Source organism: Cloacibacillus porcorum (genome assembly GCF_001701045.1).
GTDB lineage: Bacteria > Synergistota > Synergistia > Synergistales > Synergistaceae > Cloacibacillus > Cloacibacillus porcorum.
Genome location: NZ_CP016757.1, coordinates 133,328 through 155,166, shown reverse-complemented (window position 1 = coordinate 155,166; position 21,839 = coordinate 133,328). Strand labels below are relative to the sequence as shown.

Here is a 21,839-nt window from a genome sequence, read left to right as displayed (position 1 = left end):
AAAAGAGAGAAGGCAGGCGGCGTACCGTCTGCCTTCTCTCTTTTTAATAGGTATCAGGAGCAAACGCCGACGGGATTCTTCATTACCTTTCCCGACCTTATCACCCACGCCGGAACCAGCTCCCGCGGCGCGGCCGTCAGAGGGTCCCGCTCAAAGGCGATCAGGTCGGCCTCCTTGCCGATATCGAGCGTTCCGATCTCCTCCTCAATACCGCAGAGAGACGCGCCTCCCAGCGTGGCGGCCAGCAGCGCCGCGCGCCTCTCCATGCCAGCCCTTTCTAAAAAGGTTATCTCCTCCGCAATACAGCCATGGTTCGTGTCGTTGCCCACGGCGAGGTTGATGCCAAGCTCCACGGCGCGCCGCACGACAGACAGGTAGTTGGCGTAGGCGGCCCCGGCCTTTTCGCGCATAAAGGCGGAATTTCCCGCGCAGTCGCGTATCGCCCGCTGGATGCCGCTTGTGACGACCAGCCAGGTGCCGCACTCCCTCATCATCAGCAGCTGTTCTTCCGTGAGAAAGCATCCATGCTCCACAGCGTCAACGCCCGCCTCGATCGCCCATGTCGCCGCATCGCCGCCGTGGGTCTGTACGCCGATATTCCTTCCGGCGGCGCGCGCCTCATAGACAGCGGCCTCGATCTCTTCGCGGCTGCTGCCGGGAACAGCTTTTTCGGCAGAAAATGCCGCTCCCGCACCGGCCACAAATATCCTTATAAAGTCGATACCGGCCTTCAGCTGTTTACGGACCGTTTTACGAACTTCGATATGCCCGCCGGCCTCCCTTCCCATAAACCACAGACGGCCGCAGCTTTGGAGAAACCCCGGCCCTGCGACCAGAAGTCTCGGGCCGGGAATGATCCCCTCCTCAATCCCGCGCCGTACAAAGAGGTCGACATATCCACGCTCGCCCGCGTCACGCAGCGTCGTCACCCCGGAAAGCAACGCAAAACGCGCGTGTTTCACCGCAAGAAGCACCTGATATGCAAGCGCCTCCATCATCGGAGCCGCCTCGCCGCCCACACGAAGGCAGAGATGGTTGTGGGCGTCGACAAAGCCGGGAATCACGTAAAAACGGGAAAGGTCTATCTCTTCTTCCGCGGCCCGTCCTATCTTTTCAGATATTTTTCCTATTTTCCCATTTATCAGCCATAAATCTACATTTTGCCTTCTTTTCCCGGATACAAGATCTATCATTTCACCGCATCTAATCTTTGACGTCATCATTATCATCGCCTCCAAGCAGATAATAGAGCACCGAAACTCCCGTAATTATCACCGGAACTATCACAACGATCAGCCATGCGCAGAAGTCCATGAAAAAATACCTCATTCCTATTGTGCGGATTGAAATCCACGCTCTATTTCGCTGAGCTGCTCAACACGGTAGTCCCTTGATATGATTTGAAGCTCCCGCGCTATTTCCTCCTGCGGCAGAGGTTTGGTAATTAAACTAATAACTGTGCCAAGTACGAGTGCCGCAAAGAAACCAAAACAACTCTCATGTATGCTCGAAATTTTTGCCATTCCGCCAACCTTCCACGCTACACTTGCGGAAAATCCCGTCAGCATCGCGGCGATCAAGCCAGCTTCGGTCAGCCGTTTCCAGTAGAGCGATAGAAGCAGCGCGGGACCAAAGGTCGCGGCAAGGCCTCCGGAGGCGAAGAGCATGGCGGACATGACAGAACGTCCTCCTGAGTTCAGCGCAAGAATCGTACCCAACAGCGCGATTAGCAGCACCGATAGTCTAGAAACCCTTATCAGGTGTTCCTTCGATGCGTTTCTGTTTATGCAGGTGTGGTAAAAATCCTCGCTAAGCGTCGATGCGGCGCAGAGCAGGCAGGAATCGACGGTGGACATGATCAGAGCCATCAGCCCGGCAAGCATTACCCCGGAAAACCACGGGTTCAGCACGCTTGTGAGTATCCTGCCAAAGATCGTCTCTGGATCATCAATGTATGGAAAATATATACGCCCAACGAGGCCGATAAGATAACCCGTCCAGTAATTTATGAGGAAGCCAAACATCCCGATCATCGCCATCTTGCGCGTTGATTTTGAATCTTTGACGGCAAAATAACGTATCGTGTCATGCGGGCGGCCGATACACTGGAAGCCGGTCGTGAAATAGGAGATGGCCAAAGGCAGTGTGACCCATCTGGCGGAGACAAGTTTGGGGTCAAGGGCCGCTAGTTTTGGCGTTACATTAGACCATCCGCCGATATCATAGATCATGTAAGAACACAGAGCGACGGAACTCACAAGAATCACTATGCCTTGGACCATATCAGTCCAGCAAACGGCCAGAAATCCGCCAATCAGGCAATAGAGGGCGACCACCGACGCCGTTATCAATGTTGCCTGGAAATTAGTAATACCGAAAAGAGGAACCATTGATTTTGACGCCGCCATATACTGCGTGGCGACCGAGACCGACATAAATACGACCACTGCCATCGAAGCGATACCGCGGATTATACTCCCACTGGAGCGTACCCGCCTGACGAAATATTCCGGATAGGTTATCGCGCCGAGTACCCCGGAATAATTTCTCAAGCGTTTACCAACCAGCAAAAACGCCGTAAGCATAAAAAAAAGATTGCCGGCGTGCATAAACCAAGACGCAGGGCCCACCGCATAACAGAGCCCCGCCATACCGGTGAATATCCAGCCGCTGGAGCCGGAAAAGATAAGGCTGATACCGGCTACCCACGGCCCCAAATTCCGTCCGCCAAGGTGAAAGCCCTCCATTGTCTTGGTAAAGCGGAACGTATAAACACTAACGGCGATCAGAACCAACAGATAAAGAACGAACGGGATCATCAAAGGTAATTTCTCATACATCAAGCAACTCTCCTTTAGTTTTTGTCATTTATTGTTTTTTTACGGTGAAAATCAAAAATTAAACAACAAAAACCACCTCCCATCCGCAACGGCAAAAGGGCAAGGCCCCAACATTTCTGTTGGACCCTTGCCCTTGCAAATGAGAGAGGGTTGCTCTCCCTAAAAGGCAAATCAGCAGATTTGTACCAAAATTATCTAAGTTTATTTCATGCTACACTATTGTGCTAAATAATTCAAGTAGCTTTTCTCTGCATCTATTATCGCGGCGATGATCGTCTTCTTACCTTTGCAGAAATATCTCGCCTCAAATTCTTTTATGCCCGCACCGACACCTCCATCCCTAATATTTTTGCCTACAAATGCAGAACTGAGGAAACGGGAACTCAGATCACTGAGAAACGTGGAAGAGACTTCCACGATCTCACCGCTCTCAGGGTCAACCACAAAACCGATGCCAAAGTATTTAAATATCTCATGACCCGCCGTCCCCTGAGGAAACTGGGAATAACCGCCAAATAAAAGTGTCTTTTTGTTCATTTCCATTTCCATTCCCTCCATATCTATTTATACAGACGAAAATAGTGAAATATGCCTCTATTGAAAAAATTCTAATACTTTTTTAAATCTCAACAAGTGATTCTTACCTAAAATAAGGGGATTTTTCAATTAACCTTTAATGATGTAATTATAAGAATGCACATTCCGTGCCATCTGCAGAAGACAGAAAAATGGCTGTAAAACCTTGAACAAAGATAAAAGTACCTTTGAGCTTAAGTACGGCCCGTATATTGGGAATTTTGGGCAATAAGGCTTAGAGATGATTTCGCGTACCTGTTGGAGGAGCGAACCCAACGATATGATAACACCGGACTGTGGCGAATATCATATGCAGCGGAATGAAAAGAATAAGAGCGTCCTCAGCAAGGATCTAATTCCGTACATCAGCCGCTATACAGGTAATTACAAGGAATAAAAGAACGCGGGAAGAACGGCACACCGCCGCACATATCAAGCCGTTCTTCCCGCACACGGTTCACGCTATCGATAATAGTCCCTCACCGGCCAGCAATCCTCCATCAGGACTCTCGCACCGTCGGCGTTATTCGCGCCGCCAGCGAAGCCAATGACTTTACCCTGTACCGCCAGGGAATCGCCCTCTTCGCAGCCGGCAAGCCGCGCCACCTCCTGCGGGGCGAATCGGCACTCCGCCTCGCGGACCGCGGGATTTTCGTACAGGTTGAGAATGACAGTCACACCGCCGGACTCTTTCCTCACCGAGGCGACGAGACCGCTGAGCCTCAGGCTCCTGCCGACGTACCGGACGTCGGGGCGGACCTCCTCTTTGGCGCAGGCCTTCACGAAGAGATGGCTTCCCCAGAAGTAGTCAGGAAGATGTTCAAGGTTATAGATCCTGTCGTCGAGCCCCTCCTCGCCGAGAGCGCGCGCCTTTTCATAATATTCCCGCGCGCGGCGATAATCCTGACCGAGCCAATAGCCCCTCTCGTAGGACTGCGCGATGATGCAGGCCGCCCTGCGGCTGCCGGCGGCAATGGCCCGGTCAAAATGGGCGAGCCCCGCCTCCGCGTCACGCGCCACACCGCAGCCGCCGTTGAAATATATTCGGCCAAGCACGATATGAGCCGCGGGCGTATCCATCGCGGCGGCCCTTCTGAGAAGCGCCATCCCCTTTTCAGGGTCACGCTCCGCTTCGCGCCGCGACCTTTCGGTAAAACCGCCGTCAAGATAGTAGCTGCCCAACAGCGCCATCGCGTGGGGACAGTTTTTCGCCGTCCCACTCTCCAGCCAGAACAGCGCCTCCTTTATCTTCTCCCGGTCGTCACGCCCGTGCATGACGGCTATCTGCAAAAGCTCCTTAGCCCGCCCGTATTCGGGCGACTCTTCCGGCGCTTCAAAACCGGCGTCCGCGGAAATTCCACGTTCCCCAGGCGCGGCGGCGGCCCAAGCGGCCGGCGCGCAGAGCAAAACAGCGGCAGCCAATGCGGCGAAGGCAATAAAACGGTAAATTTTTCTCCTCAGCTTAAACCCTCCCCAAGCAAGGATATCTAAATCGACAAACCAATTATAGCCCGGGACCGCTCTTCAAACACACGGCGCGGGGATTTTACGGGATTTCATTTCCCCGTTATCCATATATAATAAGACCGCTTATGCGCCAAGTATGAGACCGCCGCGCATGAAAGGGGAGGTTTGTCTTGATCGAAAAGCTCTGCATAATAGGAAACGCGCGGACGCAGCAGAAAAATCCCATCACCGCGCGCTTTTCACACTTTTTTATCGTATTTATCGTCGAGGCAGCCAGCGGAAAGATCGTCGACCTCGACGTGACGGTTATGCTGCCGGCGACCAGCAATTTTATCAAGGAGCTCTTTATCGGACGCTCTCTCGCGGAGGTCGACAGGGAGCTTTTGGAGCTCATACGCGGCTCCTATCTCGCCTCTTCGCAGAAGGCTATTCAGATGGCCTATATGGAGGCGGTGAAAAAATACCGCAGCTGGCTTAGCACCCATAGGCCCGCGGCCCGGGATGAGATAAAAATGGCGGTTGACGAGGATGGGAAATAATATATAATCATGCACACGGGAGGCTCGCGTAAAGGGGCTTCCCGCAGATAAAACCGAATAAGACTGCCTTGCCAGTTGACCTGCGCGCTCAGCACGGGGATATAATCTGCGAGATCCAGCCAAATTAACGCCGGAAGGTGTTTAATTTGCGCTGGATTTTTTGTTTTTTGAGATTTGTCCGGCCGGAGGCTGCGCCGCGCGTAGACCGGCAGGGGAGGCGTAAAAAGGAGTTATGAATCAAGAGATGAGACTATCAACCGCAAAATTCAAGATGCCGCACACCTATGTACTGCTTTTTTATATCGTCGCGGCGGCCTGCCTGCTGACCTGGATCATTCCGGCGGGGGAGTTCCAGTACCAATCCGTCGACGTGAACGGCACGATGAGAAAGATCGTCGTCCCAGGCTCTTTCCGCTATCTCACCGATTCGAGCCCCGTCGGCGTCATCGGCTTTTTCAGCTCCTTCCAGCGCGGGATAATCGAGGTGGCGGACCTTGTGGCGCTCATATTCATCGTCAACGCCGCCTTCGCCGTCGTCATAAAGACGGGTTCTTTTGAAAAGATGCTGGGAACTTTGCTGCGGCGTCTCGAAGGGCGTGAAAGTATCGTCGTCGTCATCTTTTATCTCTTTTTCGCGCTCGGAGCCAGCCTCTTCGGCATGTGGAACGACTTTAACGGCATGATACCGATCATGGTCGGCGTGGGAGTGGCGATGGGATATGACGCGATGTTCGGCTTCGCGGTGGTGATGCTCGGCATCGGAGTTGGTTTCGCCGCCGCGCTGACAAACCCCTATACCATCGTAGTGGCGCAGTCGATCGCCGGTATCCCCCTCTATTCGGGCTTCGGCGTGCGCGCCGCGATATTTGTCGTCTTTTCGGCGATCGCCCTCTGGTGGATATTCCGCTACGGCAGACAGATAAAGAGAGACCCTTCGCTTTCGCTCGTCCCGCGCGGCGAGGCGCTCTTCTCCTACGACAGCGGCGAGCTCAAAAAATTGACGATGGGAAGACGTGAGTCCGCCTCGCTCGCGGTGATCTTCGCCAGCCTCGCCCTCATCTTTTACGGCTGCCTCTACAGGGGCTGGGGCAACACCCAGCTGACGGCGGTCTTCCTCCTGATGGGGATCGCGGTCGCCGTCATCTTCGGCTGGAGCGCGGACAAGATAGCGGAAGAGCTGCTCGCGGGAGCCCGCGCCATCGTCTTCGGCGCGCTGATCGTCGGCGTGGCGCGCGCGATTCTCGTCGTCATGCGCGAGGGGCAAATAATAGACACGATAATCAATTTCATGGCGAATATGATCGAGGGGACGCCGCCGATCATTGCAGCGGAGGGCATGCTCTTCATCCAGACCTTCATCAACTTTGCCATCCCCTCCGGCAGCGGCCAGGCGGCGACGATCATCCCGATAATGGCGCCGCTGGGCGACGTCGCAGGTCTTTCACGCGAGGTGACGGTGCTCGCCTTCCAGCTCGGAGACGGCTTCTCCAACCTGCTCTGGCCGACCTGCGGCATCGCCACCGGGTGCGGTATCGCGGGCATCTCGCTCGCTAAGTGGTGGAAGTTTTTCCTCAAACTCTTCGGTATCATGTGGCTCGTGATGATGCTCTTCGTCGCCGCCGCGGTGATAATGAAATTCTGAGGGAGGTACAGCCTATGGATATCGATAAAAGAATTGACGAGATGCTGCCGATGCTGACGGCCTTCCGGCGCGAACTGCACGAATATCCCGACCTTTCGGGAGAGGAACAGCCCACCTGCGCGCGCCTCGCGGAGATGCTCGGACGGAACGGTATCGAATATAAGCTGATGCTGGACGGCACGGCGGCCGCGGCGTCAGTCGGTTCGGCCGGTAATGGCAAGACGGTCGCGCTGCGCGCCGACACCGATGCGCTGCCGCTCACGGAGGAGACGGGGCTGCCCTTCGCCTCCAAAAAGAGTGGCGTGATGCACGCCTGCGGACATGACATCCATACCGCCGCCGCGCTCGGCGCGGCGATCCTGCTCAAAGAGATGGAGCCGGAGCTGACGGGTATGGTAAAGATATTCTTCCAGCCCGCCGAGGAGGGTACGGGAGGGGCGGAGCGCATGATCGCGGCTGGCTGCCTCGACGCGCCCCACGTCAGCCATGTGCTCGGCCTTCACGTCAACCCCGCCATCGCCGCCGGCAGGGCGGCCTTCAAATTCGGCAAGATGCACGCCGCCTCCGACGAATTCACGCTCATCCTCCACGGACGCGGCTGCCACGGCGCGCACCCCGAGGAGGGCTGCGACGCGGTGGCGATGGCCGGGCAGTTCATCACGGCGATTCAGAACATCGCCAGCCGCGGCATTTCGCCGCTGGACTCCGCGGTGGTGACGGTGGGAAAGATAGAGGGCGGCACAAAGGGCAACATCATCGCCGGCCGTGTCGAGATGACGGGCATCATGCGTTCGCTCAGCGAGGAGACGCGTCTCCTGCTGCGCCGCCGTCTGAAAGAGACCGCGGATGGCGTCGCAGGCCTCTTCGGCGGACGGGCGGAGCTGATCCTGCGCCCCAGCTACGGCGCGCTGATAAACGACGATACGGTGACGAAGACCGTAGCCGCGGCGGCGCGCGCGGCAATCGGCGCGGAAAATGTCATTATTAAAACGGAGCCGACCATGGGCACGGAAGATTTCGCATACTTCGCCGCGGCACGCCCCTCCTGCTTTTACGAGCTGGGCTGCGGCTTTTCGGATAGAGAGACAAACTTTCCCCTGCACAGCGCGAGGTTTGAGGCGGATGAACGCTGCATAAGGACCGGCGTCAAGCTTCAGATCCGGGGGGCGCTCGCGTTGTTGACCAACAACTGATTCCGGCGGCCTGACACGCGGAACAGAGAGAGAAAGAGACTTCTGCGAATGAGCGGAGAAGTCTCTTTTCTCATTTCAGAGCCCGTTAAGCCTCGCCGGCGGCGCGGCCCACGGCCGCGGCAAACAGCGGGGCGATGTCGCAGTCAATACAGAGGGCGCGCTCCCCAAGCTCCTTCGGGGCGAAGGCCTCGCCGCTATTCACGCAGATATAGAGCGCGTGGGGATTGGCCGCCGTCATCCGCCAGAAGGGATACTTTATGATCCCGGGGGTGTTGCCGCCCACGCCGAGCTCAAGAAAGAGCAGGCGCGAACCCTCCGTGCGCCGCAAAAAGGCCAGATAACGCGCCTTAGCCACGTGCCAGCCCGCGTCCTCAACGAAGCTGCCGTCGACGCGGAGGTTCATGCACATCGGCGCGCCGCAGCGCGGACAATAGGGCACCAGTTCCGCCGGTACGCGCATGTCGCGCTGTTCGGCGACCATCCGCCGCACAGCCGCCTCGTTGCCGTATGTCTTATCATGGCAGGGCACGGAACACTGCCAGAGGCCATAATCGCCCTGCGTGCGGAAGAGGCGTTCCTCCTCAAAACCGGCCCGCGGGAACTGGTGGTCGACATTCGTCGTCAGAACGAAATAATCCCTGCCGCGCAGGAGCTCCAACAGCTCCAGGTAGGGTCTCCCCACAGGCTGGGCGTAGCGGTTGAGATAGATATGGCGGCTCCAATAGGCCCAATGCTCCTCAAGCGAGGAGTAGCGGTGGAAGCCAGCCGAATACATGTCGGCAAAACCATAAACCGCGATAAAATCGGCGAAATTTTCCTCGAAGCGCGGCCCCGTATAGACGAGCCCCGCGGAGGCGGAAAAACCCGCGCCCGCCCCCACAAGAACGGCCTCCGCGCCCGCCAGCGCCTCTTTCAGCCTCTCCACGGGCTCAGCGCAGCAGTCCCGCGTATATCTCACGGTCGATATCCTTGAATACATTAAATATCACCCTCATTCCGACGCCCTCTTCTTTGAGGAACTCCCGCACCGTATCCACCGCGATCTGCGCCGCCGCCGCGTTGGGAAAGCGGAACTCCCCAGTAGAGATGCAGCAGAAGGCGACACTCTTCAAGCCATTTTCCTTCGCGAGCTTCAGGCAGGAACGGTAGCAGGAGGCCAGCTCGTCGCGCTCCCGCCGCGTCAGCGAGGCGTAAACTATCGGGCCTACCGTGTGGATCACATAGCGGCTCGGGAGGTTGAAGGCCGGGGTTATCTTCGCGCCGCCCGTCGGCTCTTCGTGACCCTGCCGCTCCATGAGCTCATGGCAGACGAGCCGCAGCTGGATACCCGCGTAGGTATGTATCGCGTTGTCTATACAGCGGTGGCAGGGGACAAAGCAGCCGAGCATCGCGCTGTTGGCGGCATTGACGACGGCATCCGCCGCAAGCGTCGTGATGTCGCCCTGCCAGAGACAGATATCCCCCGACAGCGGCGCGAGCTCCGCCGCCAAAGTTGTCCCTCTGGCCCTCAGCTCCTCCGCGAGATACTCGTCCTGCACCGCAAGCAGCCTCTCGTCGGCGGGCAGAGGCGGGCGCAGGTTGAAGAGCGCCCGCAGCAGCGCCCGTTTCTCCCCCCTGTCCGCGGGAAGCTCCAAACCGGCGTACCGCGGCTGTTCCGTCGCCAGCGTCTTTATGAGATAGCCGAGCCGTTCTTCCTGTGTCATATCTTCACACTCTTCACTTTCCAGTCTCTATGATCCGCCGGCCTTTTTACGAACATTTTATCTATCCGGCGCCTGTCTAAGGCTCCGCGCAGCCTCTCCCCGCGCCGTTATCTCCGCCGCACCCGAGGATCACCGATAGGCGGATCATTGTTTGAAGAAGAACCCCGCCGTAACCACCGTACCTTTTTTTGACCGCCGCCTTAAAGGCCGCCGCGTCGCTACAGCCGGCGGCGATCGTCTTGAGCTCGCTGAGGTAGGCGATCTTCGTCTCGACATCCTTCAGATCCTCCGGCGTATAGTGCGAGGTGAGCACCAGATTGTAGCCCTTCGCGAGGAAGCCCCGAAGCTGTTCGATCATCGCCTCGGCGTGCGCCGCGCCCGCCACGATCGAGTGGCAGTCGTGGCCCAGCATGTGTGTGTAGATGGCGCCGATCTCCGGTATCTCCACGTCAAAGGCCTCATGCGTGGGAATAATGTTGAACCGGATACCGCCGATCGTGACCCCGCCCGGCTCGATATAGTCCGTCACCTGATGTATGGCACCGTCAAAGGCCGCGCCGAAGGCCCCCGTAAAATTATCGATAAGCGCCCTGCCGCCGCCGCTGTGGCCATACTCGTCGGCCCGCTTCGTCGCGTACCGCCTCACGCCCGGCATAAAGCCGCCGCCCGCCATATGGTAGGCAAGCAGCAATCCCGCGGCCGTCAGCCCCGTACCGGCGATATATTCCTCCAGCTCCCTGTCGTTGTCAAAGAAGCAGGGCGATTCGATTATGACGGCCTGCCCCTCTTTCTCGACGATAAAGACCTCGTCCGCGAGAAAATCATTGGTCCTGTAGGCGTGAAGCTTTACGCCGCCGAAATCATAAAGATTTATCTCACCCTTCGCGAGGGTGATTTTTTTAAAGCTGTTCTTGTTCATATCGGGTTCCTCCTGTTATCTTTTGTCTTTGTGCCGGTCCTCTTTCCACCGGCCTGTGACTATAAGATAATCCTGTTGGTTCCCTATGTAAAGTAAGCACTATATTGTAATGTAGTTACTTTTTAGATACTATTAGACTTTGAATGGCTCTGATCCCTGGGATTTTACCGGCAGCAGCAGCGTGAAAACGGTGCCCTCCGCGCCGCTCTCCGCCGTCACCCGCGCGCCGTGAATGTCGGCGATCTGCCGCACCAGCGCCAGTCCGAGGCCCAGACCGCCGCCGGAACGCGATTTTTCAAGGCGGTAGAAGCGGTTCCAGATCTTTTCCAGCTCGGCGGGAGGGATGCCCTCGCCGTTGTCGGATACGGAGAGTATTACCCTCTCATGCTCCCGGTGAAGCGAGACGCGTACCAATCCGCCGCCGTATTTGAAGGCGTTTTCCAGAAGATTGCCGGTCAGCCTTGACATGAGCGCCACATCGATATCCGCGAATATCCCCTCTTCGATTTCCGTCTCCAACACGGCCTCCCTCCAGAGGAGCCGGGACTCGCGGCAGACGACGCCGACAAGTTCGCTCAGATCCGCGCGCTCGAAAGAGGCTTTGACCGTCCCCTGTTCGAGGCGCGTTATCTGAAGCAGCGCGCCGATGAGCTTTGACATCTTGAGCGCCTGCCGCCTGATCGCCGCAATCCCCTCCGCGTATTCCGCCGCCGTGCGTTCCCCTCTCTCAAGCGACTCACACTGCGCGAGGATGACCGCCGTCGGCGTGCGCAGCTCATGGGAGGCGTCGGAGGCGAACTGCTTCTCCGCCTCAAAAGAGGCCTCGAGCCGCCTGAACATATTGTCGAACGACGAGGCGATCCGGTGTATCTCATCGCCGCGCGGCGGCAGGCCGATACGCGCCGAGAGGTCGCGTCCTTCGCTGATCGCGTCCGCCGCCGCGACGATCTTATCTATCGGGCGAAAGGCGCGTCTGGCGATCAGATAACCCCCGGCGGCGGCAAGCAGGACGAGCAGCGGCAGGATAAAAAAGGCGAGCCGTGCGGCGACGAGCGGGAAACCGCCGGCCGCCGACAGGGGGAGCACTCCCCGCAGCCACAGCCTGCCGCCCTCCGCCCGCCGGTCGTAGAGGTAAAAATCTCCGCCGCTGCTGCCGACTAGGTAGGGCTCGCCCTCAAGAAAAGGTTCGCGCGGATTAAAGCCAGCGGGCACGCGTCCGTAAAGCAGCGTGCCCGCTTCGTCATAGATCAGGGTATAGGCGCCGCCCGCGTACGGCTCGAAATCATCGTCAACCTCAAGGCCCTTTTTACCGTAGCGGAGCTCATCCGCGTTGTCGTTCACCATCTCCGCGAGGCGTGTCAGAGAATAACTCTCCATCATGGAGCCGCCCACCGTGATGACAAAGCCCAGCGAGGCCGCCGTGATCAGCAGCATCAGGAGCGTGAACCATATGGTGACGCGCGCCTTGACCGAAAGATTCCTCATTCCGGCGCTTTCAGCATCCAGCCGGAGCCCCACACCGTGAACAGCATCCCGAAAATCGGACAGCCAAATAAAGCCCCTGGATTATAATAAAACTAAATACATATAAAGGGGGATCTTCTATGCGTAAACGTAAAACGGAAGAAAGAATAAGAGCAATTGAGATGCACAAACAGGGAATTCCACGAAGGCGGATTGCTGAAGAACTTGGTGTTAGTCCTGATTCTATTAAAACATGGATATCTTTATATAAGAGCGGACAGAAGGACTTACTGGATGATACAAGGAAAAAAAGAACCTACAGCAAGGCTGTAAAACTTGAAGCTGTTTCGGCTCATTTAGAAGAGGGACGTACTATGGTAGATGTTACCTCATCTTTTAACATTTCAAGTCCCTCTCTTTTAAGACGATGGTGTAAGGAATTTATCGAACAAGGGGATATTTCTAGTTCAAAACAAGACTGTCCAGATAAGAAATTGGAAGTTACAAATAGCATAGAAAAGATTAAAGAGCTGGAAATGCAGGTCGACGTATTAAAAAAAGCCTTAGAGCTGCAAAGGTGGTGATAGAAAGAAATATTAAATACAGGATCATTTTTGAATTTTCAACAAAACATTCTGTCTGTGGAATGTGTAGATTTTTGTCCGTATCACGCTCCGCATACTACAGTTGGCTAAAGCGGCGTGGAATGAAAGATAAAGACGGTCCTCTCATAGAAGCAATAAGAACGGGACAGAATATCAACAAAAACACTTATGGGTACAGGCGAATGACTCTGTGGCTCAACAACTTCATTGGCATTCATGTAAACAATAAGAGGGTAAGGCGTGTTATGAAAAAAGCGGGACTTCAAGCGGAAATAAGAAAAAAGAAAAAGTTTAAAGTGATGTCAGGAAATATCCACAGCTATGAGAATATCCTGAACAGAGAATTTCGTTCCGACAGACCAAACCAGAAACTGGTTACTGATATCACATATATACGAACAAAAAAGGGTAATATATTCCTCTCCATGATAAAAGATCTCTTTGATAATTCCATACAGGGATATCAAATCAGTCGTAATAATAATATTAAGTTAGTAACCGATACATTGAAGAAAGCATTTGAAAATAATAATAAGGTGGTCGCTGATGGACCAATCCTCCACAGCGACCAGGGGTTTCAATATACAAGCCATGCATATTTCAACCTGACACAAAGATACGGACTCAAGGTCTCAATGTCAAGGAAAGGAAATTGTTTGGATAATGCATGTGCAGAAAACTTCTTTAGTCACATTAAATCAGAACTCGTCAACCGAGTAAAATGGGAGAACTACGAGGAGGCCAAAGATGCCATAGACGAATATATAAGGTATTATAATAACGACAGGATACAGATAAAATTGAAAAAGGCTCCGATGCAATATCGAAGTCTCTTTATTGAATAAATTTTTGATACCCTTGGGAGCTTTTATAGCGTTGTCCGGTTTGCGGGACTCTGTTCACCGTGTGGAGCAGCTTCTTTTCAAAGCCGTCGTCAATCTTTTTCCGCAGATAGCTTATATAGACGTCGACGACATTCGAGCCGCCCTCGTAACCATAGCTCCAGACATTATTTTCGATCCGCTCGCGCGAGAGCACCACGCCGCTGTTTCTCATCATAAACTCAAGAACGGCAAACTCCTTCGCCGAGAGGGAGAGCTCCCTGCCGTCGCGCGACACCCGATGCGAAGCCGTATCAAGAACCAGCCCGCCAACCCTCAGCAGCGTGCTCTTCGTCTCCGCGTACTTGCGCGTGATCGCCCGCAGGCGGGCCAGCAGCTCTGGAAAGGCAAAGGGTTTTATCAAATAATCATCGGCCCCGAGGTCAAGCCCTTTGACCCGGTCGTCGACGCCGTCAAGGGCGGTCAGAAAGAGCACCGGCACGGCGCTGCCCTCCGCGCGCATCCGGCTGACGACCTCATGCCCGCTCATTACGGGCATCATCACGTCGAGCACTACCGCGTCATATTCCGAGGCACGGATAAAATCCAGCGCTTCGCCGCCGTCGCAGCAGCGGTCCACACAATGCCCCGCCTCTTCGAGAGACTTGGCGATCAGGCGGTTCAGATCCCGTTCGTCCTCCGCGACAAGTATCTTCATAAAAAAGCCGTCCTTTTACGGCAAAGAGGATTGGGAGGAACGGTCGCCGCTCCTCCCTTTGGAAATCCTCTAGCCGTCGATCTCCCACTTGACCACTTCGCCGCTCTTGGCGTCGATCTTGAACTCATACTCTCTCATATTGTAAAAAATCTCGCCCTCGTAGACCTGTCTGCCGTCGTCATGGTCGAGCTTGAACTTTCGGATGTCGCTCTCCTTCGCGCCGGGTACCCGCGACAGGGCGATGCCTCTGGCCTTCGCCTCGCCGATCAGCCCCGCGTTTCCCGCGTTCTGCGGCGCGCCGTGATTCTTCACCTCACGAGAGAATTTGAGCACCTCGCCCGTCTCCGCGTTTATGTCGTACTCATACTCCGTGCCGCCGACATAGAATTTCAGCTCATACTCCGTGTGGCTGTACTTCTTGTCGAGCTTCATCTTTGTGAACTGGGCCTGCTGCGGCGCTACGCCGGCATGTTTCAGCGCTATCTCCTTCGCCCGCGCCTCGCCGATCAGCTTCGCGGCATCCGCCGAGACCGCCGCCATCCCCAGAGAGAGCGCAACCGCCGCGATCGCGGCTAAACTGATGATCTTTTTCATATCCGTTTCCTCCTTGGCATATCTTAAAAATCTCATTGATATAAGTATATCGGGGAATTATTAGAAAATCATTAAGATTTAGACGGGATTTAGCAAAGCCCTTTTACGTAGGCAAAAAACCCCTCGCCGCCAGCCTGATATCCTGCGTTTGGAGGACTGTGCAAAAAAGGACTCCCCCTGCCGGCGAGGCATTGCCGGCAGGGGGGAGTCCCCTGTTTATATTAAAGGCGCGGCGGTTCCGGAACCGCGCCTGTTAATATTATTATTCTTTGCCTTCGAACTGCGCCGCTTCGCTTTTCAGATAGACTTTGGGCTCCGTGGGTAGTTTGAAGAGCGGGATATAGCGGTCCCAGCCGGTGAAGGTGAGGATCAGCATGGAGGCTACGGCGATCATCGAGAAGTAGTTGTGCGAGATGATGTCGCCCGCAGTGATGCCGGAGGCCAGCGGATAGACGGAGGCGCTGATGCCGAGGAAAAATCCCATATAGCAGTGCCACGGGATGAGCTGCGAGCCGAGAACTCCCATCGCGTCCGAGAAGGTGGCGTTTCTCAGAGCCAGCGTGTACATATCCTCCTTGGAGCCAACGACATTTTCCTCCGTAATGTTTTTGATAATCGGGCCGATGGTAACAATCTGCGCCATTTCATCGGAAAGGGCGGCGTTGCCGAGCAGGCATAGTACCGAATTCGCGAACATCAGGTGGCGTACCTTATGCACCATACGCGCGATCAGGACGGCTATCGGGTCAAAGGCGTTCATCTTACGCATAACGCCGCCGAAGGCCCCTACCCAGAGCATCATCGCGATGGACCAGCCGCCCGCGTCCGAGAAACCGGTGTAAACTACCTCGAAGAACGCGTTAAGGCTCGTCACGGTGCCGGAGATCAGCCCAAATACCAGCGAGAAGAAGATACCGGAGCCCAGGCAGATGAGAGTGCTGTAGCCCATGACCGCGGTCGCGATGACGATGATGAGGGGAATGACCATGTAATAGGGGACGCCAGTCTTGACAAGCTCAAGCAGCGTTACGGCCGAAGGACGTTCCTCGCCAAGCTTCTGCCACACGTCGGCTGGGATCTGAGAGATGGCGTCCGCGGCCTGCGCCGCTTCGCCGGAGAATCCCAGCGAGGCGACATAAAACACTATCGCGCCGCTGACGAGACAGAGCAGCGACCAGACGCCCTGATGGCGCACACGCTTGATGACCTCGACCTGCTGGATGCCGGAGCTGACGATCGTCGTATCCGAGATAAGCCCGATGTTGTCGCCGAAGCAGGAGCCTCCGGCGATCGCCCCGATCGTGAGCAATATATTGCCGCCGACGATATGGTTAAGCCATAGGAAGATCGGCGCGCAGGCGGCGAAGGTGCCCCAGGAGGTGCCAGTAGCCGTGGAAAGCACGCAGGTCAGCAGGAAGGCGACGACTGCGATGGTACGCGCGTCAAGGCCAGCGGCGAGCGACATGTTGATTACGGATGCGGCCACGCCGGTGGACATGAAGCATTCGGCGACGGCGTAGGCCAGCTCCAGAATAAGAAACACGATAAGAAAGTGCTTAAGGTTGTCAAGAGCGGCGTCCACAAGTTCCTGGAATTTGTAATGATCCACCGCCATAGCTACGATAGAGGCATACATAAAAGAGAGCGGCGCGGCGATAAGGATGTCCATTCCCGATAGCATAAGGCCCGCGATCACGCAAATTGGCGTCAGTTTCAGCAAATCTTTCATACGCTTAATATCCCCTTTCTTGTTTCCGTAACCCAGAGAAAAACTATTTAAAATTTTTATTCATACCGCCGGTGCTGGATATATCTTTCCGCCCCCTCTCTAAAGGCCGTCTTTCATGTATACAATGTTTTACACTGCGATCCTTCTTCATTTATATTTCATGATCCCCTTCCGTAAGTCAGTAAAATTACCTATTTAAATTAATTAATTTTCAAATATATTTTAAAAATAACAATTAATTTGCGAAAAAACCACGATATAGGTTAGAAACAGAAAAAACGCACGCGCCGCTTGATATTTCCGCCCTTTGATGTTATAAACTTCAATGCTCACTCGGAGGGCGAATCATTCATTGGAAATGACGAGCCGGATAAGGTGACAGGCTGAGACGCCTGTTCTCTTATCCGGCTCTTTGTTTTTGAGGAGGATTATGATGGATTTACTGCGCGGCAGGATCAGCGCCATATATTTCAGATATCTCGGAGCGGCCTTCGGCAGTGCGATGATCAGCTCGATTTACGGCATCGTGGACATGGCGATCGTCGGCCAGTACCAGGGGCCCGACGGCACGGCGGCGCTGGCCGTCGTCGCGCCCGTCTGGAATATCATCTACAGCCTCGGGCTGCTCGCGGGGATCGGCGGCGGCGTGCTGTTCAGCGTCGCCAGGGGACAGGGCGGCACGGGTGGGAGCGGCGCGAACGATTATTTCTCGGCGGCATTTATCGGAACGGTGATTTTCTCAGCCCTCAGCTGGGCGGCTATCGTTTTTTTCGATAGGCGGATGCTCCTGCTCTTCGGCGCGGACGAGACGCTTTTGCCGCTTGCGCGGCAGTACCTGTGGCCGGTGAAGTTCGCCGTGCCGGTATTCATCTTCAACCAGATGCTGGCCGCCTTCCTGCGCAACGACGGCAGCCCGGGGCTTGCCACCGCCGCGGTGCTCTTCGGCGGGCTTTTCAACGTCGCGGGAGATTATTTTTTCGTCTTTACCCTGGATATGGGCATCATGGGGGCGGGGCTCGCGACGGCGATCGGGGCTGCGCTCACCCTCGCGGCGATGCTGGGCCACTTTTTCTCGAAGAGGAATACGCTGCGGCTGGTGAGGCCGCGAAACCTGCTCATAAAGCTGCGGAAGATCACCGTCACCGGCTTTTCAACCTTCTTCATCGATATCGCGATGGGGATACTGACGGTGCTTTTCAACCGCCAGATCATGCGCTACTCCGGCACGGAGGCGCTGGCCGTCTACGGCGTGATCGTCAACATCAGCACGGTCGTCCAGTGCTGCGCCTACAGCATCGGACAGGCGTCGCAGCCGATAATCTCGATAAATTTCGGCGCGGGAAGGTGGAGGCGCATCAGGGCCACGCTGCGGTACGCCCTCGCGACGGCGGCCTTTTTCAGCATCGCCTGGACCGCCGCGGCGCTGGCCTTTCCCAACGGATTTATCCGTATCTTCATGGCCCCGACGGAGATGGTGCTCTCGATAGCGCCCTTCATCATCCGCTGCTACGGCCTTTCGTTCCTGCTGCTGCCGCTGAATATCTTCTCCACCTATTACTTCCAGTCCCTGATGCGGCCGGAGATATCTTTCTTCGTCTCCGTCTCGCGCGGTATGCTCGTCAGCGGTTTGCTGATCCTCTTTCTGCCCGCCGCCGCGGGAGCCCGGGCCCTCTGGCTCGCGATGCCCATCACCGAACTGCTGGTCTCCGCCGCGGTGGTCTATTACATGATCCGCTGCACGCATAGCCTCTATTCAAGAAAAAACTCTCCGCACCGGGCGCTGCGCGACTGATGCGCGCCGTAAAGGCGGCGGGATAAAAGCTTCCAATCTTTCACTTCTAAGACTTTTTACTGCATTTACTTTAACATCATAATTTCCATGCTCTATATGGCAAACTTACAGAAAGTGATATTGCTAACTTCTCTTGACACTAACGTTCACTTCGGGTATAAGTTATAAAGAAAAAGTTTTTAATAAAGTAGAAGATACGCATGATGTGATGGCAGTATTTCGTGCTTAACGCCCAGACGGGGAGAGATCTTTTAATGCATGGACCCATTGAAAAACTGAAAAATGGGATAAACAATATGACGGCGGCACAGAAGAAGGTCGCGGATTTTATCCTTAAAAACACCTTCGACACGGCCTTTTTTACCGTTGATCAGCTTGCCAACGCCGCGGGGACGAGCACGACGACGATTATGCGTTTAATGACGTTCCTGAACTATAAGGGATATATGGATTTCCAGAGGGCATTGCAAGAGGTGCTGAGAAACAAGGTAAACCCAAAGACACGTCTTGAAGTGAATCTCAAAGATCTCGACCTCTCCGATTTGTGGGGCAGATGCTACGACAAACAGCTGAATAACATACAGAACACCTTCGAACTGATACCCCAAGAGACCCTCGACAACGTGGTCGCGGAAATAGTTTCCGCCCCCATGATCTATATAACGACCGCCAGAGGCGGGATAATGGTCGCGCAGTATATGTACAGCTTTTTGTCCCGCATGTTTGGTAACTGCCAGATAATACACGCTGACAATCTTCCCGTCTGGTCGACAATTATCCCCTGCCTCGGGCCGACGGATCTTGTCTTTGCGATCAGCTTTCCCCGCTACGCCAATAGGCTGCTGCAGTTTGTCAAGTTGGCGCACCAGGCGCAGGCCAAGGTGGTAATGGTAACCGACAGCTTCACCTCGCCGTTTGCCGAATACTCGGACATCACCCTGCCCTGTTTATGCAGCAGCTTGGGATTTCATAATTCACCGCTTTCCGCGATGATGCTCGTCGACTGCCTGATCAACGTAGCGTCAGTAAGGTACGCTTCGATCATTAAGCCACGTCTGGACATTGCCAACGACATCCTGAGCAAGTCCGACTATTATATACAGTAGCGCGTAAGGATAATCCCATAATGAAAATCGTCTGCCGGCCCCGGGGAAACAGCTCCCCTGATGGCCGCTGCCGCTTCAAAATTATTAAACCGCTCTAAACCGGTTTTTTCTGATTTACAGCGGAGGAGCGGCAGGAGGGGAAGGCCCAGCCGCCCCTCCTGCCGCAAGATATTATGATACCTTTTCCGATACCGCACCGCGAGGCCCTCCCGCCGCTTCGGAGAGCGCCGGTTTAAGCTATTTTTGACGCAGGATGTTGCGATAATACTGAAGCAGGCCGCCGGCGGAGATCAACTTGAGGATATAGTCTGAAAGCGGGATGCCCGAGATTCGTCCGCCGGTCGTGAGGTTGCTGATCTCACCTGTCAGCAGATTGGCCTCCAAGCGGTCTCCCGTTTTGAAAACTTTGCCGATCCCAGGACAGGTAATGGCCGGCAGCGCCCTGTTGATAGCGTTTCGAAACCCGTAACGGGAGAAAGATTCCGCCAGTATCAGCTGCACGCCCGCGCCCTGCATCGCCGCGATAGGATGTTCTATGCTTTTGCCGCCGCCGCAAAAATCATGTCCCGCCACGATGATGGTATATCCGAGGTCACGAAAACCGAACGGGACGTCTTCAATCTCTTTGACGGCGCCTTCAAAGGCCCATTTCCCCAGTTCTTCCTGGTCGACGCCCGTCAAGGTCCACCGTTTTTTCCCGATGATATGATATGTCGAAACATTGTCACCGCATGTCCACACGGTGCCGGTTATAATCTCTTTCACGGTTATCTTCCCCCCTTAAAGGAATTGCCTGGGATCGGTGATATAACCACAAACGGCCGCGGCGGCAACCGCATAGGCGGAGCCGAGAAAGACCTCGGATTCCGTGTTGCCCATTCTCCCTTTGAAGTTACGGTTCGTCGTGCTGATACAGCGTTCCCCCGCGCCGATGAGCCCGGGGCCGGAGCCGGCGCAGGAGGCGCAGCTCGGGGTCATTATCGCCGCCCCGGCGACAAGAAGTTCTTCCACAAGGCCGCGGCGCGTAGCCTCCAGCATAACCTTCTGGCTAGCCGGCACTACGATCAGCCTGACGTCTTTATGCACTTTGCGGCCGCGTAAAATTTCGAGCGCCTGTTCGAGATCTTCAATACGTCCGTTAGCGCAGGAGCCGATGAAGGCCTGGTGGATCGGCAGCCCCTCCGCCCCCTCGCCGATTGGTTTTACGTTTTCAGGCGTATGCGGATAGGAGAGCAGCGGCGGCAGCTCCGAGGCATCGACTTCATATGTCGTTTCATACTGCGCATCCGCGTCCGGCCTGTCCATCTGCAGCTCGCCGGATGGTTTTCCGATAAACGCCGCCGTCTTTTCATCCGCGGCCATGATAATATTCTTCGCGCCGGTTTCCGCCAGCATGTTGGCGGCGGCCAAACGGCCGGAGATGCTAAGCGCCTCGATGCCCTCTCCGCCAAGCTCTATCGCCTTATAGATAAACGTGTGGAGAGGCGCCAGCGTAAGGACTTTAAGAGAAAGATCTTTGGCCGTTACGCCCTTATTTAATTGACCGCGTACATTTACACGGATCGATGCCGGGACCTGCAGCCATATTTCCCCGGTAGCCATAATGATGGCCGCGTCGGAGGAGGTAATGCCGGTCGCGAATGCGCCGATGCCGCCGTACATGGTGGAATGCGAATCCGTCCCCAGAGCCACCTCTCCCGGCAGGACAAAATCTTGGACCATCAGCTGATGTCCGATGCCGTGCCGTCCGATCTCCGCAAAACGTTCGATGTGGTACTGTCTGCACTTATCCCGGCAGAATTTAAGGCTGTCGGCGAACTTTATCTCCGCCGGAGGGATGCGGTGGTCTATGCCGAGCAATATGTTGTCCGGATTTACCACCGCCTCCGCGCCCAGCGATTCAAAATGGCGGAAAACGATCGCGCCGACAAAGTCGTTGATAAGCAGACGATCTACGGGAACGTTGACGATGTCGTTTGCCTTAACCGTCTCTCGTTTCAAAGCACGGGCAAATATTTTTTCAGTCAAAGTTTTCAAACTGATACCTCCAAACACATTGTAGGGTAAAGGCTGCTCTATTTTTAGAAAAGTATCATGCGCGGCATTAGAAATTTTACCGCCTCGCCGGTCC

General features: G+C 55.3%; 20 protein-coding genes. 7 read left to right on the top strand and 13 right to left on the bottom strand.

Annotation, left to right across the window (positions count from 1 at the left end):
* Positions 1-53: 53 nt before the first annotated feature.
* From BED41_RS00675 to BED41_RS00660, 4 genes are all read right to left on the bottom strand, one after another.
* The gene (locus BED41_RS00675; RefSeq protein ID WP_066741770.1) at positions 54-1,223 is read right to left on the bottom strand and encodes an amidohydrolase family protein; all 1,170 of its coding nucleotides are present in this window, start codon (positions 1,221-1,223) and stop codon (positions 54-56) included.
* 108 nt (positions 1,224-1,331) lie between these two features.
* The gene (locus BED41_RS00670) at positions 1,332-2,840 is read right to left on the bottom strand and encodes a sodium/proline symporter (protein ID WP_066741767.1); all 1,509 of its coding nucleotides are present in this window, start codon (positions 2,838-2,840) and stop codon (positions 1,332-1,334) included.
* 216 nt (positions 2,841-3,056) lie between these two features.
* The gene (locus BED41_RS00665; protein ID WP_066741765.1) at positions 3,057-3,383 is read right to left on the bottom strand and encodes a DUF3870 domain-containing protein; all 327 of its coding nucleotides are present in this window, start codon (positions 3,381-3,383) and stop codon (positions 3,057-3,059) included.
* A gap of 495 nt (positions 3,384-3,878) precedes the next feature.
* Complete coding sequence (locus BED41_RS00660; protein ID WP_168160199.1) at positions 3,879-4,823, bottom strand: tetratricopeptide repeat protein; 945 nt, start codon at positions 4,821-4,823, stop codon at positions 3,879-3,881.
* A 230-nt stretch (positions 4,824-5,053) separates the two neighbouring features.
* Between BED41_RS00660 and BED41_RS00655 the strand changes: the two genes are divergently transcribed.
* From BED41_RS00655 to BED41_RS00645, 3 genes are all read left to right on the top strand, one after another.
* On the top strand, positions 5,054-5,422 hold the full coding sequence (locus BED41_RS00655; RefSeq protein ID WP_066741761.1) for a DUF3870 domain-containing protein: 369 nt from the start codon (positions 5,054-5,056) through the stop codon (positions 5,420-5,422).
* Between the two features lie 244 nt (positions 5,423-5,666).
* A complete protein-coding gene (locus BED41_RS00650; protein WP_066748720.1) occupies positions 5,667-7,064 on the top strand; it encodes a YfcC family protein in 1,398 nt (465 codons plus the stop codon).
* 14 nt (positions 7,065-7,078) lie between these two features.
* Positions 7,079-8,257 (top strand): M20 metallopeptidase family protein, encoded by a 1,179-nt coding sequence (locus BED41_RS00645; protein WP_066741758.1) that lies wholly within the window; start codon positions 7,079-7,081, stop codon positions 8,255-8,257.
* Positions 8,258-8,342: 85 nt separating this feature from the next.
* On the opposite strand, the gene BED41_RS00640 is transcribed toward BED41_RS00645, so the two are convergent.
* The 4 genes from BED41_RS00640 to BED41_RS00625 form a co-directional block, all read right to left on the bottom strand.
* A complete protein-coding gene (locus BED41_RS00640) occupies positions 8,343-9,236 on the bottom strand; it encodes an SIR2 family NAD-dependent protein deacylase (RefSeq protein ID WP_066741756.1) in 894 nt (297 codons plus the stop codon).
* Complete coding sequence (locus BED41_RS00635; RefSeq protein ID WP_066741754.1) at positions 9,187-9,960, bottom strand: protein-ADP-ribose hydrolase; 774 nt, start codon at positions 9,958-9,960, stop codon at positions 9,187-9,189. Before BED41_RS00635 ends, BED41_RS00640 begins: the two co-directional genes overlap by 50 nt.
* Before the next feature lie 76 nt (positions 9,961-10,036).
* A complete protein-coding gene (locus BED41_RS00630) occupies positions 10,037-10,879 on the bottom strand; it encodes a hypothetical protein (protein ID WP_066741751.1) in 843 nt (280 codons plus the stop codon).
* 132 nt (positions 10,880-11,011) lie between these two features.
* Positions 11,012-12,364, bottom strand: coding sequence for a HAMP domain-containing sensor histidine kinase (locus BED41_RS00625; RefSeq protein ID WP_066748718.1), 1,353 nt, complete (start codon positions 12,362-12,364; stop codon positions 11,012-11,014).
* A 119-nt stretch (positions 12,365-12,483) separates the two neighbouring features.
* On the opposite strand from BED41_RS00625, the gene BED41_RS00620 reads away from it, so the two are divergent.
* Together BED41_RS00620 and BED41_RS00615 are read left to right on the top strand one after the other, a co-directional pair.
* Positions 12,484-12,927 (top strand): transposase, encoded by a 444-nt coding sequence (locus BED41_RS00620; RefSeq protein WP_066741749.1) that lies wholly within the window; start codon positions 12,484-12,486, stop codon positions 12,925-12,927.
* A complete protein-coding gene (locus tag BED41_RS00615) occupies positions 12,921-13,793 on the top strand; it encodes an IS3 family transposase (RefSeq protein WP_157102220.1) in 873 nt (290 codons plus the stop codon). The genes BED41_RS00620 and BED41_RS00615 overlap by 7 nt, the downstream gene beginning before the upstream one ends.
* Here BED41_RS00615 and BED41_RS00610 read toward each other — a convergent pair.
* From BED41_RS00610 to BED41_RS00600, 3 genes are all read right to left on the bottom strand, one after another.
* The gene (locus tag BED41_RS00610) at positions 13,783-14,487 is read right to left on the bottom strand and encodes a response regulator transcription factor (protein WP_084002151.1); all 705 of its coding nucleotides are present in this window, start codon (positions 14,485-14,487) and stop codon (positions 13,783-13,785) included. The genes BED41_RS00615 and BED41_RS00610 overlap by 11 nt on opposite strands.
* A 69-nt stretch (positions 14,488-14,556) precedes the next feature.
* Positions 14,557-15,081 (bottom strand): PepSY domain-containing protein, encoded by a 525-nt coding sequence (locus tag BED41_RS00605; RefSeq protein WP_066741747.1) that lies wholly within the window; start codon positions 15,079-15,081, stop codon positions 14,557-14,559.
* A gap of 262 nt (positions 15,082-15,343) precedes the next feature.
* Positions 15,344-16,810 carry a Na+/H+ antiporter NhaC family protein gene (locus BED41_RS00600; protein ID WP_066741739.1) on the bottom strand — a complete coding sequence of 489 codons (1,467 nt, stop codon included), beginning with the start codon at positions 16,808-16,810 and terminating at the stop codon, positions 15,344-15,346.
* Positions 16,811-17,240: 430 nt separating this feature from the next.
* Here BED41_RS00600 and BED41_RS00595 point away from each other — a divergent pair, with 430 nt between their 5' ends.
* Positions 17,241-18,602 carry an MATE family efflux transporter gene (locus BED41_RS00595; protein WP_229712354.1) on the top strand — a complete coding sequence of 454 codons (1,362 nt, stop codon included), beginning with the start codon at positions 17,241-17,243 and terminating at the stop codon, positions 18,600-18,602.
* A gap of 254 nt (positions 18,603-18,856) precedes the next feature.
* Positions 18,857-19,708 carry a MurR/RpiR family transcriptional regulator gene (locus tag BED41_RS00590; RefSeq protein WP_066741733.1) on the top strand — a complete coding sequence of 284 codons (852 nt, stop codon included), beginning with the start codon at positions 18,857-18,859 and terminating at the stop codon, positions 19,706-19,708.
* Between the two features lie 237 nt (positions 19,709-19,945).
* Here BED41_RS00590 and BED41_RS00585 read toward each other — a convergent pair whose 3' ends face one another.
* Entirely contained in the window at positions 19,946-20,473 is a 528-nt protein-coding gene (locus tag BED41_RS00585) for a 3-isopropylmalate dehydratase small subunit (RefSeq protein WP_066741732.1), read from the bottom strand.
* 15 nt (positions 20,474-20,488) lie between these two features.
* Positions 20,489-21,745 carry a 3-isopropylmalate dehydratase large subunit gene (locus BED41_RS00580; protein ID WP_168160198.1) on the bottom strand — a complete coding sequence of 419 codons (1,257 nt, stop codon included), beginning with the start codon at positions 21,743-21,745 and terminating at the stop codon, positions 20,489-20,491.
* Positions 21,746-21,839 lie beyond the last annotated feature (94 nt).

Bases quoted from the DNA above. Each gene is read 5' to 3' on its own strand.
- BED41_RS00620 (WP_066741749.1), top strand. From the start codon at position 12,484: ATGCGTAAACGTAAAACGGAAGAAAGAATAAGAGCAATTGAGATGCAC.
- BED41_RS00595 (WP_229712354.1), top strand. From the start codon at position 17,241: ATGATGGATTTACTGCGCGGCAGGATCAGCGCCATATATTTCAGATAT.
- BED41_RS00670 (WP_066741767.1), bottom strand. From the start codon at position 2,840: ATGTATGAGAAATTACCTTTGATGATCCCGTTCGTTCTTTATCTGTTG.
- BED41_RS00625 (WP_066748718.1), bottom strand. From the start codon at position 12,364: ATGAGGAATCTTTCGGTCAAGGCGCGCGTCACCATATGGTTCACGCTC.
- BED41_RS00640 (WP_066741756.1), bottom strand. From the start codon at position 9,236: ATGTATTCAAGGATATCGACCGTGAGATATACGCGGGACTGCTGCGCT.
- BED41_RS00605 (WP_066741747.1), bottom strand. From the start codon at position 15,081: ATGAAAAAGATCATCAGTTTAGCCGCGATCGCGGCGGTTGCGCTCTCT.
- BED41_RS00590 (WP_066741733.1), top strand. From the start codon at position 18,857: ATGCATGGACCCATTGAAAAACTGAAAAATGGGATAAACAATATGACG.
- BED41_RS00630 (WP_066741751.1), bottom strand. From the start codon at position 10,879: ATGAACAAGAACAGCTTTAAAAAAATCACCCTCGCGAAGGGTGAGATA.
- BED41_RS00600 (WP_066741739.1), bottom strand. From the start codon at position 16,810: ATGAAAGATTTGCTGAAACTGACGCCAATTTGCGTGATCGCGGGCCTT.
- BED41_RS00610 (WP_084002151.1), bottom strand. From the start codon at position 14,487: ATGAAGATACTTGTCGCGGAGGACGAACGGGATCTGAACCGCCTGATC.
- BED41_RS00665 (WP_066741765.1), bottom strand. From the start codon at position 3,383: ATGGAAATGAACAAAAAGACACTTTTATTTGGCGGTTATTCCCAGTTT.
- BED41_RS00645 (WP_066741758.1), top strand. From the start codon at position 7,079: ATGGATATCGATAAAAGAATTGACGAGATGCTGCCGATGCTGACGGCC.
- BED41_RS00675 (WP_066741770.1), bottom strand. From the start codon at position 1,223: ATGATGACGTCAAAGATTAGATGCGGTGAAATGATAGATCTTGTATCC.
- BED41_RS00635 (WP_066741754.1), bottom strand. From the start codon at position 9,960: ATGACACAGGAAGAACGGCTCGGCTATCTCATAAAGACGCTGGCGACG.
- BED41_RS00650 (WP_066748720.1), top strand. From the start codon at position 5,667: ATGAGACTATCAACCGCAAAATTCAAGATGCCGCACACCTATGTACTG.